General features: G+C 70.6%; 11 protein-coding genes. 8 read left to right on the forward strand and 3 right to left on the reverse strand.

The window, feature by feature from the left end; translation table 11 throughout:
* The first annotated feature begins 115 nt into the window (after positions 1–115).
* The gene (locus AC4GYY_RS14440) at positions 116–829 is read left to right on the forward strand and encodes an EAL domain-containing protein (protein ID WP_491121560.1); all 714 of its coding nucleotides are present in this window, start codon (positions 116–118) and stop codon (positions 827–829) included.
* Between the two features lie 9 nt (positions 830–838).
* Here AC4GYY_RS14440 and AC4GYY_RS14445 read toward each other — a convergent pair whose 3' ends face one another.
* The 3 genes from AC4GYY_RS14445 to AC4GYY_RS14455 are packed head-to-tail and all read right to left on the reverse strand — an operon-like array spanning position 839 to position 2,561.
* A complete protein-coding gene (locus AC4GYY_RS14445; protein ID WP_491121561.1) occupies positions 839–1,597 on the reverse strand; it encodes a hydrolase 1, exosortase A system-associated in 759 nt (252 codons plus the stop codon).
* Positions 1,585–2,244 (reverse strand): alpha/beta hydrolase family protein, encoded by a 660-nt coding sequence (locus AC4GYY_RS14450; protein ID WP_491121562.1) that lies wholly within the window; start codon positions 2,242–2,244, stop codon positions 1,585–1,587. The genes AC4GYY_RS14445 and AC4GYY_RS14450 overlap by 13 nt, the downstream gene beginning before the upstream one ends.
* A 44-nt stretch (positions 2,245–2,288) precedes the next feature.
* Positions 2,289–2,561, reverse strand: coding sequence for an acyl carrier protein (locus tag AC4GYY_RS14455; protein WP_491121563.1), 273 nt, complete (start codon positions 2,559–2,561; stop codon positions 2,289–2,291).
* Positions 2,562–2,606: 45 nt separating this feature from the next.
* On the opposite strand from AC4GYY_RS14455, the gene AC4GYY_RS14460 reads away from it, so the two are divergent.
* The 7 genes from AC4GYY_RS14460 (at position 2,607) to AC4GYY_RS14490 (ending at position 11,540) form a co-directional block, all read left to right on the forward strand.
* Entirely contained in the window at positions 2,607–4,271 is a 1,665-nt protein-coding gene (locus tag AC4GYY_RS14460) for an AMP-binding protein (protein WP_491121564.1), read from the forward strand.
* Positions 4,268–5,485, forward strand: a complete 1,218-nt coding sequence (locus AC4GYY_RS14465) for a pyridoxal-dependent decarboxylase, exosortase A system-associated (protein WP_491121565.1) — start codon at positions 4,268–4,270, stop codon at positions 5,483–5,485. Before AC4GYY_RS14460 ends, AC4GYY_RS14465 begins: the two co-directional genes overlap by 4 nt.
* A gap of 112 nt (positions 5,486–5,597) precedes the next feature.
* Positions 5,598–6,242: an XrtA/PEP-CTERM system exopolysaccharide export protein gene (locus tag AC4GYY_RS14470; protein WP_491121566.1), complete on the forward strand. Its 645-nt coding sequence runs from the start codon at positions 5,598–5,600 to the stop codon at positions 6,240–6,242.
* Position 6,243: 1 nt separating this feature from the next.
* On the forward strand, positions 6,244–7,752 hold the full coding sequence (locus AC4GYY_RS14475) for an XrtA system polysaccharide chain length determinant (RefSeq protein WP_491121567.1): 1,509 nt from the start codon (positions 6,244–6,246) through the stop codon (positions 7,750–7,752).
* Positions 7,749–8,846: a tyrosine-protein kinase family protein gene (locus tag AC4GYY_RS14480; protein ID WP_491121568.1), complete on the forward strand. Its 1,098-nt coding sequence runs from the start codon at positions 7,749–7,751 to the stop codon at positions 8,844–8,846. The genes AC4GYY_RS14475 and AC4GYY_RS14480 overlap by 4 nt, the downstream gene beginning before the upstream one ends.
* Positions 8,843–10,483, forward strand: coding sequence for a hypothetical protein (locus AC4GYY_RS14485; protein WP_491121569.1), 1,641 nt, complete (start codon positions 8,843–8,845; stop codon positions 10,481–10,483). Before AC4GYY_RS14480 ends, AC4GYY_RS14485 begins: the two co-directional genes overlap by 4 nt.
* Positions 10,484–10,493: 10 nt before the next feature.
* Entirely contained in the window at positions 10,494–11,540 is a 1,047-nt protein-coding gene (locus AC4GYY_RS14490; protein WP_491121570.1) for an ExeA family protein, read from the forward strand.
* Positions 11,541–11,564 lie beyond the last annotated feature (24 nt).

An 11,564-nucleotide genomic window follows, 5' to 3' on the forward strand; every position in this document is an offset into this window, starting at 1 on the left:
CCGCGTCTTCACAACCCGTTAGCCTTCTTCTCGTTAGCTCGACGGCTTGCGAGGGCCTGACATGACAGTGGGTTGCCAGGGTTGCAGGTCGCCAGACCACCAGATCGACATCGCGATGGCGTTCCAGCCGATCGTCGATGTCGAGACCGGCCGTCCTTTCGCCTATGAGGCGCTGGTCCGCGGTCCGAACGGCGACGGCGCGGATTCGGTGCTGGCGGGCGTGACGTCGGAAAGCCGCTATTCGTTCGACCAGCAATGCCGGGTCGCCGCGATCGAGGGAGCCGTGGCCGCCGGCATCCTTCAGACCGACGCGCGGCTCTCGATCAACTTCCTGCCGAACGCGGTCTATTCGCCCGCCGCCTGCATCCAGCTGACGCTGAAGACCGCACGGGCGACCGGCTTTCCCACCGACCGGCTGATCTTCGAATTCACCGAGGGCGAGGAGATGGTCGACACCGATCACGTCCGGACGATCGTCGAGACGTACCGGAAGATGGGTTTCTCGACCGCGATTGACGATTTCGGCGCGGGCCACGCCGGCCTCAATCTGCTCGCGAAGTTTCAGACCGACTTCATCAAGCTCGACATGGCGCTGATCCGCGACCTCGATACCAGCATGCCCCGGCGGATGATCGTCGAAGGCGTGCTGCGGATCGCGACGTCGCTAGGGATTGCCGTGATCGCCGAGGGGATCGAGACGGTCGCCGAATATGACGCGCTCCGCGCTTTGGGCGTCCGCTACATCCAGGGATATCTGCTCGCCCGACCGGGGTTCCGGACGCTGCCGCCGGTGACGCTGCCCGGGAGCCATCTCGCCGCCGTCGCCTGAGCGGCGGCGTCAGACCATCGCGCGAACGATGCCGATGACCGTCTCAGCGAGTATTTCGGGCGTGTCGGCGAAGCTGTGCGAGGCGGTGTCGAGTCGGATCGTCGCGGGGGCAGGCGAGGGCGCGGCGGCGGCATAGGCGATCGCCGTCGCGTCCCCGGAGGCGAGCACGACCGTCGCGTCGGCGCCCCAGCCCGCGATGGCGGACACGACCGGCGAGGGGGGTGTCTCGCGTGCGACGATGCGCCGCAGCCCGCGGACGAGCTGTGGCAGCGACACCTGGCCGCGGACGAGCGCGCGGAGCGCCGCGGGGTCGCGCAACCGCTGCGCATAGCGCGCACGGATCGCGGCGGTGGGCGGCAGGTCGTCGACGGGCTCGACCACCCACGGATTGGCCAGGATCACCGCGTCGATCCCCGCCGCGCGCCCGAACGACGCAAGCGCGCTCGCGGCGTCACAATTGCCGAAGCCGATCACGCGGGCGATGTTGGTCTCCGCGCGGAACGCGGCCGCCGCGGCAGCGATGTCGGGGCCGCTCGATCGGAAGCCGCGGTTCTCGCCGGAGGAATCGCCCACGCCTCGGCGATCGAAGCGGAACGTCGGCACGCGAGCCGCCGCGAGCCGCTGGGCGAGCATCGCCATCCCCCGGTGAGCGCCGACGCGAACCTCGTTCCCGCCGGAGACGATCAGCACGCCGGTCGCGCCCTCCGCCAGGTCGAGCGACCCGACCAGCGTCTCGCCCTCGCAGGCGAAGGCGATCAGCCGGCGCATCGGGCGATCCATGACGCGATATCGGCGGCGAGCGAGGCTTCGAGCGCCGGGTCGGTGTCCGGCTCCGCGGCGCGCCAGAGCGGGCGGCCGGAGGCCCTCGCATCGGCTTCGCGCGGATCGGCGGCCAGCCGGACCGTACGCATCGGACCGACGAAGCTTCGATCCGCCCGTTCGAGGTCTCCGATCATCATCTCGGACACCCGGTTCCCCGCATAGAGCCAGCCGCCCGACGCCGCCTGGACCCGACGCAGTTCTCGCATCGTGTCCGCCCCGCTCACCGGCGACAGGTGCCAACGCGAGGCGACCTCCGCGTCCGTATCGACGAGCGCCCCGCCGCGCCACGCGACGACGTGCACCGGCCCGGAACACCCCCGAGCCGCGGCGGCGAACGCCTGGCGCCAGACGGCAAGCGTCGCGTCCTCGGTGGCGACGAGACTGTCGTTCGTGCCGGGCAGATCGGGAAGCGCCGAGCCGATCCCCCGCTCCGCAAGCCGCCGCAGCACCGCGACCAGGGACGCCCGGGTCCGGTTCGCCTCCTCGAACAGCGGCAACGCGGCCAGCACCGTCGGCCCGTGATCCGGGCCGAACCGCAGCACCGCCTCGCGTCCGCCCGCCCAGTCGTAGTGATCGAAGCGCGGCGCGGTCATTCCCCAGCGCTTAGCGGCGGGGGGTTAAGGCGCCTTCACCAGCTTCAGACCAGCGCCTTGCCGATCGCGAAACTCTTGAGGCTGCCGAACGTCTCCAGCATCTCGCCGTCGACCTCGTCGTCCTCGATCACGATGCCCAGCCGGTCCTCCAGCTCGGTCAGCACGCCCGCCACCGCCATCGAATCGAGCTCGGGCAGTGCGCCGAACAGCGGCGTGACATCGTCCATCGCGGCGGCGCGATCTTCGGACAGTCCCAGCACGTCGCGCAGCACCGCGCGGATCGTGCCGTCGATCACGTTCGTCCCTTCCGGGATCATCCCCGCCCTCCGTCGTTCTGTTCGCAGGTGCGGTAGAAGCCGGGGATGATTTGCGCAACGTCTCCGCGCTACAGGGGCGAGGTGATCGCGCTCGACCCCGTGCCCAAACCGATCGACCACGTGCTGCGCGGCCGCGCCGACGCGCCCGCTCTGGTCGACCGGGACGGCGTGGTGTCGTTCGCGGAGGCGGAGACTGCGGTGGCGCGGCTGGCGGGTTGGCTGCGCGGACAGGGACTCGCCACGGGCGACCGCGTCGCCACCTGGTTGCCGAAGTCGCGCATCGCCTGCCTGATGCCGCTCGCCGCCCCGCGGGCGGGGCTGGTGCATGTCCCGATCAACCCGCTGCTCAAGCGCGCGCAGGTCGCGCACATTCTCGCGGACTCCGGCGCACGGCTGCTGCTGACCCAGCCGGCGCGGGCGGCGACGTTGCAGGGGAACGACGTCCCGAGCGGTGCGGCGCTCGCGACCGAGGCGGGGGACGGCGAGCCGCTGACGCCCTCGCGCGCCGCGCCCGACGCGCTCGCCGCCATCCTCTACACCTCCGGTTCGACCGGCCGGCCGAAGGGCGTGATGCTCAGCCACGCCAATCTGTGGCTCGGTGCGGTGTCGGTGGCGCACTATCTGGCGCTGGAGCCGGACGATCGCGTGCTCGGCGTCCTGCCGCTCAGCTTCGACTATGGGCAGAACCAGCTGTTCTCGACCTGGGCGGCGGGAGCGTGCGTCGCACCGCTCGATTATCTCACGCCGCGCGACGTGGTGAAGGCGGTCGACCGCGTCGGCGCGACCACGCTCGCCGGCGTGCCGCCGTTGTGGACTCACTTGCTGGACACGGAATGGCCGGCGGAAACGGCGGCGCGGCTCAAGCGGTTGACCAATTCCGGCGGCGCGCTGACCCCGCAGCTGGTTCGTGCGCTGCGGCGGCGGTTTTCCGCGGCGGATCTCTATCCGATGTACGGGCTGACCGAGGCGTTCCGCTCGACCTACCTCGATCCCGCGCTGGTCGACGCCCACCCCGAGTCGATCGGCCGCGCCATCCCGTTCGCCGAGGTGATGATCGTCCGCCCGGACGGGACGCGAGCCGCAGCCGACGAACCGGGCGAGCTGGTCCACGCCGGGCCGCTCGTCGCCCAGGGATATTGGCGCGACCCGGAGCGGACCGTGGCGCGGTTCCGGCCCGCGCCGGCCTTCTCGCGCGAAGGCGGGACGGCGGTCTGGTCCGGCGACACCGCGGTCGCGGACGCGGGCGGGCTGATCCGCTTCGTCGGGCGCGACGACGAGATGATCAAGTCGGCCGGCAATCGCATCAGCCCGGCCGAGATCGAGGAGGCGGTGCTCGCCGGCGACGAGGCGCGCGAGGCGGTGGCGGTCGGGGTCGCCGACGCGCGGCTTGGGCAAGTGATCGTGGTGGTCGCCGCCGGCGACTCCGGTGCCGAGGATCGGCTGCGCGCCCGGTTGAAGCGCGAGTTGCCCAATTTCATGCAACCAGCACGGATCGATTGGCACGCCGAACTGCCGCGCAATCCCAACGGCAAGCTGGACCGCAGCGCGATCGCGGCGCGGGTCAAAGCTATGCCTCCCCTGGCAGGGGAAGTGGCAGCGCGGACCGCCGACGGAGGGGTGTCCCCGGTCGTGCGGGAGCGTGCCGCCGCCGGCGACACGCCTCCGGCGCTTCGCGCCACCTCTCGTCCCAGGGGAGGCGAAGACAGATGAAGCCTTTCGGCCCCCTCCCACCCGAATTCGGCGTGCAGACCGGCGACCTCGTTGTCTCCTGTCGCCCTGCCGCGGACTGGGTCGCGGAGCACGGCTCCCCGCTGTTCGTCTACGACCCCGCGATCGTGGCCGCCCGCATCGCCCGCTTTCGTGCGGCATTCGGCGATGTCGACCTCCACTACGCCGTCAAGGCGAATCCCTTCCCGCCGCTACTCGCCGCGGTCGCGCCGCTGGTCGACGGCTTCGACGTCGCGTCCGCAGGCGAGCTGACGAAGGCGCTCGCCGAAAAGCCCGCCACCGCGATCAGTTTCGCCGGGCCGGGCAAGCGCGACGCCGAGCTCGAGGCGGCGATCCGCGCGGGTGCGACGATCAACCTCGAATCCGAAGGCGAAGCGACCCGCGCCCTCGCCATCGGCGCCCGGATCGGCGTCACCCCGCGCCTCGCCGTTCGCGTGAACCCGGATATCGAGCTTCGCGGATCGGGGATGAAGATGGGTGGACGCGCCTCGCCGTTCGGGGTGGACGCCGAGCGCGCGGCGGCGCTCGCCCGTGGGGTGATCGACGCCGGCGCGACGTGGCGCGGGTGGCATATCTTCGCCGGCTCGCAGGCGCTGGACGCGGCGGCGCTGATCGAGACGCAGGCGGCCACGCTCGCGCTCGCGGCGCGGCTGTCCGACGCGGTTGGCGAGGCGCCGCCGCTCGTCAACCTCGGCGGCGGTTTCGGCATCCCCTATTTCGCGGGCGATGTGGCGCTGGATATCGGGGCGATCGGTGGCGGCCTGCACGAGGCGCTCGCGCGTCGGCCGGCGATCCTCGCGGACGCTCGGTTCGCGATCGAGCTCGGCCGCTGGCTCGTTGCCGAGGCGGGTGTGTATCTCACCACCGTGCTCGACCGGAAGGAGAGCCGGGGCGAGACCTTCCTGGTGATCGACGGCGGGCTCCACCACCAGCTCGCCGCCTCGGGCAATTTCGGGACGGTCGTGCGCCGCAACTATCCGGTGGCGGTCGCGGGCCGGATGGGCGCGCCGGCGGACGATCCCGTGTCGGTCGTCGGTGTGCTGTGCACGCCGCTCGACCGGCTCGCCGACCGCGTGCTGCTGCCGCGAGCGGAACCCGGCGACGTGATCGCGATCTTCCTGGCCGGCGCTTATGGCCTCTCGGCCAGCCCCACGGCGTTCCTCGGGCATCCCGCGCCCGCCGAGGTTCTCGGTTAATCGCTAAACGCTATCTTCACCTCTCCAAAGCATAGCCGAGCCTGAGCGCAACGCCGATTTCGCGGGTGATCTCCGTGGGATCGGTCCCCCCAAACGCGCAGGAGGTTCAGTGATGCGGTCCCGGTTCTCGAAAGCGGTCCTCGGCACGGCGCTCGGCGCCACGGCGCTGTCGGGCTGTGCGAGCGGCGGCGGCAGCCGGCCGCAGCTGCCGCCGGCGGCATTCGTGGCGAGCAAGGAATCGCCCGGCGAAGAATATATCATCGGCCCGCTCGATTCGCTCACCATCTTCGTGTGGCGCAACCCGGAGTTGTCGACCAAGGTCCAGGTCCGTCCCGACGGCCGCATCACCACGCCGCTGATCAGCGACATGCCGGCAGTCGGCAAGACGCCGTCGATGCTCGCCGCCGACATGAAGCTGGCGCTGGGCGAGTACATCAAGGACCCGATCGTCTCGGTGATCGTGGAGAACTTCTCGGGCACGTTCAGCCAGCAGGTCCGCGTCGTCGGCGCGACGGCGAAGCCCGCCTCGATCCCGTTCCGCGCCAACATGACGCTGCTCGATGCGATGATCGCGGTCGGCGGCCTCGGCGAATACGCCTCGGGCAACCGCGCGCGGCTGATCCGCTACGACCGCGCAACCGGCAAGCAGCGCGAGTTCCAGCTCAAGATCAACAGCCTGCTCAAGAACGGCGACACCAGCGCCAACGTCCGGCTGGAGCCGGGCGACGTGATCATCATTCCCGAGAGCATGTTCTGACGTGAACGGGCTCTACGAAGAACTGCGGATCGCCGCGCACGCGATCTGGACGCGCCGGTGGATCGCGCTCGCGATCGCCTGGGGCGTGTGCCTGATCGGCTGGTTCATGGTGAGCCAGATTCCGAGCCGGTACGAGTCGAAGGCGCGCGTCTACGTCCAGATGCACGCCGTGCTCCCCGGCAGCGACGCCGGCAGCGCGCCGCAGGACGACATCGACACCGTGCGGCAGACGCTGACCAGCGCGGTCAACCTTGAGAAGGTGGTCCGCGGGACCGACCTGGCGGCGAGCGTCAAGACCGACCGCGATGTCGCCGACCGTGTCGCCGGGCTCCAGAGCGCGATCAAGGTGACCGCGCAGCAGAACAACCTGTTCGAGATCCTGACGACCTCGTCGAGCCCGAAGCTGGCGCGCACGATCACGCAGAAGCTGATCGACATCTTCGTCGAGCAGAACCTGTCCGACGACCGCAGCCAGAACACCCAGTCGCTCGCCTTCCTCGACCAGCAGCTCCAGCAGCGGCAGAAGCAGCTCCAGGACGCAGAGGCGAAGCGCGCGGACTTCCAGAACCGCTATCTCGGCTCGCTGCCGGGCACCGGCTCGATCGCCGACCGGATCGGAGCGACGCGGTCGCAGATGTCGCAGGTCGACGGCGATCTCGCCGCGGCGCAGTCGAGCCTCGCCGCGCTCCAGGGCCAGATGGCCGGGACGCCGCGGACGGTCGCGGGTGCGGGGATCGCGTCCGGGCTCGGGCCCGCGCGTGCACGGCTCGCGCTGCTTCAGGGTCAGCTCGCCGACGCGCGGGGACGCGGCTATACCGAGAATCATCCCGACGTGGTCGCGCTGAAGGCGCAGCTGGCGCAGGCGCAGGCCGCGGCAAAGGGCGAGCCGATGCCCGCGGGCGGCGGGGGCACGCCCAATCCGCTCTACCTGTCGCTCCAGTCGATGCAGGCGGACAAGGCCTCGACGGTTGCGTCGCTCAGGATCCGCAAGCAGCAGCTCCAGGGTGATCTCGACGCGCTCAACGCCAAGATCGCGGGCGATCCCGAGGTCGCGGCCCAGCAGGGTCAGATCGACCGCGACTATCAGGTCTTGAAGGATCAGTACGACCAGCTCCTCGCCCAGCGCGAACAGGTCTCGATCCGCGGTCAGGCGCAGACGCAGACCGACCAGGTCCGCTTCAGCGTCATCGACCCGCCGACGACGCCGCGGACGCCCTCGGCGCCCAATCGGCCGCTGCTCCTGACCGGCGTGCTGCTCGCCGGGCTGGTGTGCGGGATCGGCGGCGCCTTCGCCCTCGCGCAGGTGCAGAGCACCTTCCCGACCCAGCAGCGGCTCGAAAAGGCGGCGGGCATGCCCGTGATCGGCTCGATCGGCGAGATGCTGACGCAGCTCCAGGCGGAGCGGCGCAGGCAGCGGCTCAAGTGGTTCGCCGGGGGCGTGGCGGCGCTCGGCGGCGGCTACGTGCTGCTGCTCGGCGTCGAGATGCTGCAGCGGGGGATGACGGCATGAAGATCGACCGTCGCCCCGTCGCCGAACGCGAGCTGTCGCTGATCGAGCGCGCGGGAGAGTTGTGGGGTTTCGACGGGTTGCGGCCCGAGGGCGAGGCCGCACCGGCGCCAGCCCCCGCGCGCCGCGAGCCGGTCGGAGCGCCGCCTGCGCCTCCCTCCGCGACGCCGGTCGCGGTCGAGACGCCAGCACCGACGCCGACGCCGACGGCCGTGGGTCGCGAGCGGGTGTCGCATCCGCTCCGCGCCGCTCTCTCCGATCCCGCGCCGGCGTTTCTCCACACGGACCCGCAGCCCGAGCCGCTCGAACTCTCCCGGCCGATCCCCGCCGAGCCGCTGCCCGAATGGGCGGCCCCGGCCGGCATCGCCGCGATCGATCGGGTGATGCTCGCGCAAAAGGGAATGCTCGTGCCGGGTGCCCCCGTCGGCGCGCTCGCCGAGGAGTTCCGCCTCGTCAAACGGCAACTGCTGCTCAACGCCCGCGAAGTCGCCGACGGCCCGATGGGCCAGCGGGCACGCACGATCCTGGTCGGATCGGGCAAGCCCGGTGACGGCAAGACCTATTGCGCGGTCAACCTGGCGATCAGCCTCGCCGCCGAGCGTGATGTCGAGATCCTGCTCGTCGACGGCGATTTCGCCAAACCCGACGTCATGAAGACGCTGGGCCTGGAGGATTCGGTCGGCTTGATGGACATCCTCGCCGATCCCAGCCTCGATCCGGAAAGCTGCGTCGTGCGCACCGACGTGCCGCAGCTCTCGCTGCTGCCCTCGGGCCAGCGCACCACGTCGGACACCGAATTGCTCGCCAGCAAGCGGACCGAGGAGGTGATCGACGCGCTGCTCGCGGCGAACCCGAAGCGGATGATCGTGTTCGACACGCCGCCGGCGCTTGCCGCCTCGCCCGCGAGCGTCCTCGCGCTGCTGATCGGTCAGGTCATGCTCGTCGTCCGCGCCGATCGTACGACCGAGGCGGATGTCCGTGAGGCGGTGGCACTGCTCGACGGGTGCGAACGGATCAGCCTCGTTCTCAACGCAGTCTCATACCAGCCGGGCGGCGGACGCTTCGGCAGCTATTATGGTCAGGAGAAGTCGAAGTGACCCGGGCCCTTCATATGGCGCTGCTCGGCGGGGTGGGGGTCGTCCTCGTCCAGCCGGCGCAGGCGCAGACGCAAACCCGCAGCAAATACGTCCAGCCCTATATCGAGCTGACGCAGGTCGCGACCGCCGATCTCACCAACGGTGACGACGTGCTGACCTATACTCAGGTCTCGGCCGGGATCGACGCGGGCGTCAGCGGGCCGCGCGCCGACGCGCAGATCAGCTATCGCTACGAGCGGCGGATCCAGTGGGACGACAGGATTGCCGACGACGACGTCCATTCCGGTCTCGCCCGGGCCTCGTTCAAGGCAACGCCGGCGCTCACCCTCGACGGCGGCGCGCTTGCGACCCGCACCCGCACCGACATCCGCGGCGCGGCGCCGGGCGTGCTCGCCGGCAATGTTGACAACATCAGCCAGGTCTATTCGGTCTATGGCGGGCCGAACCTGGCGACGAGCGTCGGCCCGGCGCAGCTCACCGCCGCCTACCACGCCGCGTACACCAAGGTGGAGTCCCCCGGCCAGACGGGGGTCGCGCCCGGCCAGCCCAGCGTCGACTATTTCGACGATTCGGTCAGCCACCTCGCCACCGCCTCGGTCGGCGTCGCCCCCGGGCGCGTGCTTCCGGTCGGCGTCACCCTGAGCGGCGCCTACGAGCGCGAGGACGCGCACCAGCTCGACCAGAGCTACGAAGGCTATTTCGGTCGCGGCGACGTCGTGCTGCCGGTCACCTCGACCTTCGCGGTGCGCGGCGGCGTCGGCTACGAGAAGATCACGAGCAGGCAGAAGGACGCGCTGCTCGACGCCAACGGCAATCCCGTGACCACCCAGGGCGGGCGCTACGTCACCGATCCCACTTCGCCGGTCCGGATCGCCTACAACACCGACGGGCTGATCTACGATGGCGGCGTGATCTGGCGGCCGAGCCCCCGGCTCGAGCTCCAGGCGAACGCCGGCTATCGCTATGGAAGCGACAGCTACACCGGCTCGCTCCAGTGGCAGATGACCCGCGACACCGGCCTCCAGGTCGTCGTCTACGACGGGATCGAGACCTTCGGTCGCCAGCTCCGCGACGGGCTGCGCGCGCTGCCGACCAACTTCCAGACGCAGCCCGACGGCTTCGGGCAGCAGTTCAGCGGTTGTGTGTTCGGCTCCAAGCCCGGTGAGGGCGGGCTGGGTGCCGGCGGCTGCCTCAGCGCCGCGCTCCAGTCCGCATCTTCGGCGAGCTACCGCGCGCGCGGGGTCGACGGCGTGATCTCGATCGCGCGCGGCCGCACCAGCCTGGGCTTCGGCGCAGGCTACGCCAACCGCAAGCTCTACACCCCCGACACGACGCCCGGAATCACGATCTACGGTCTTGAGGATCAGAGCGCCTACGCCCAGGCGTTCTGGAGCCGCGCCCTGACCCGTCGCTCGACGCTGGACGCCAACGTCTTCGCAAACTGGTATTCCAGCGGTCTGGCGAACGGACTCGGCAGCGCGGACGATGTCTGGGGCGCGGGGGCGACCGGCAGCTACAGCCTGAACTTCGGGCGGCTCGGTACCGTCGCGTCGCTCGGCGTCTACACCTACGACCAGTCCGATCTCGACGAGCAATGGTCGGCGCAGGCGCTGCTCGGCGCCAGGTACACGTTCTGAGGACACGACGATGTACGAGGATCATTTCGGGCTGACGGACCGGCCCTTCGCGCTGACCCCGGACCCCCGCTTCTGGGTCGATACGGCGACGCACCGCAAGGCGATGTCCTATCTGGGCTACGGGCTGGCGCAGGGAGAGGGCTTCATCGTCATCACCGGCGACATCGGCGCGGGCAAGACGACGCTGGTCGGCCATCTGATGAGCCGGATCGACCCGGCGCGGCTCAACCCGATCAAGATCGTCTCGACCGCGATCGAGGCGGACGATCTGCTGCGCGCCGTCGCGACCGGGCTGGCGATTGAAGGGGAGGGCAAGAGCAAGGCGGAACTGCTGACCCTGATCGAGCGTGGCCTCCACGCCGTCGCCCGGACCGGCCGCCGGACGCTGCTGATCGTCGACGAGGCGCAGGCGCTTCCCGTCTCGGCGCTGGAGGAGCTGAGGATGCTCAGCAACTTCCAGGCTGGCGGCCGCGCGATGCTCCAGATCTTCCTGCTCGGGCAACCGGAGTTCCGCGACCGGCTCAACGGCTCGAACCGGCTCGAACAGCTCCGCCAGCGCGTGATCGCGCTTCATCATCTGGACCCCATGGGAGAGGCGGAGGTCGAGACCTATATCGCCCGGCGCCTTCAGGTCGCTGGCTGGACGGGGCGCCCGGACTTCGCCGACGATGTCTTCCCGCTGGTGTTCAAGGCGACCGATGGCGTCCCCCGGCGGCTCAATCAGCTGATGGGCCGGGTGCTGCTCCACGCCGCGCTGGCGCAGGTCGAGCTGGTCGACGCCGCGCTGGTCCAGTCGGTGATCGACGACGCGGCGCGCGACGTCCGCCGGCCGGCGCCGGTCGCGGCCGAGGCGGTCCAGAAAGCGGACACGCCGACCGCGTCTGCGACGCCGCCGGCGCACGACGCCGACCTCCATGCCCGCGTCGCCTCGCTCGAGTTGCGGCTCGAGGAGCAGGACGTCGCCCTGCGCCGGGTCCTGACGCTGCTGGTCGACTGGGTGGAGGGCGAGGGCGCCTGGGCCGAGGGCCGCGCCGATGCGCTGCGCGAGGTCGCCTGAGCGCACGGCGCGTCAACCATTTGC

The organism is Sphingomonas sp. SP6 (genome assembly GCF_058313435.1).

Bases quoted from the DNA above. Each gene is read 5' to 3' on its own strand.
- AC4GYY_RS14445 (WP_491121561.1), bottom strand. From the start codon at position 1,597: ATGCGCCGGCTGATCGCCTTCGCCTGCGAGGGCGAGACGCTGGTCGGG.
- AC4GYY_RS14480 (WP_491121568.1), top strand. From the start codon at position 7,749: ATGAAGATCGACCGTCGCCCCGTCGCCGAACGCGAGCTGTCGCTGATC.
- AC4GYY_RS14450 (WP_491121562.1), bottom strand. From the start codon at position 2,244: ATGACCGCGCCGCGCTTCGATCACTACGACTGGGCGGGCGGACGCGAG.
- AC4GYY_RS14455 (WP_491121563.1), bottom strand. From the start codon at position 2,561: ATGATCCCGGAAGGGACGAACGTGATCGACGGCACGATCCGCGCGGTG.
- AC4GYY_RS14460 (WP_491121564.1), top strand. From the start codon at position 2,607: ATGATTTGCGCAACGTCTCCGCGCTACAGGGGCGAGGTGATCGCGCTC.
- AC4GYY_RS14465 (WP_491121565.1), top strand. From the start codon at position 4,268: ATGAAGCCTTTCGGCCCCCTCCCACCCGAATTCGGCGTGCAGACCGGC.
- AC4GYY_RS14470 (WP_491121566.1), top strand. From the start codon at position 5,598: ATGCGGTCCCGGTTCTCGAAAGCGGTCCTCGGCACGGCGCTCGGCGCC.
- AC4GYY_RS14440 (WP_491121560.1), top strand. From the start codon at position 116: ATGGCGTTCCAGCCGATCGTCGATGTCGAGACCGGCCGTCCTTTCGCC.
- AC4GYY_RS14490 (WP_491121570.1), top strand. From the start codon at position 10,494: ATGTACGAGGATCATTTCGGGCTGACGGACCGGCCCTTCGCGCTGACC.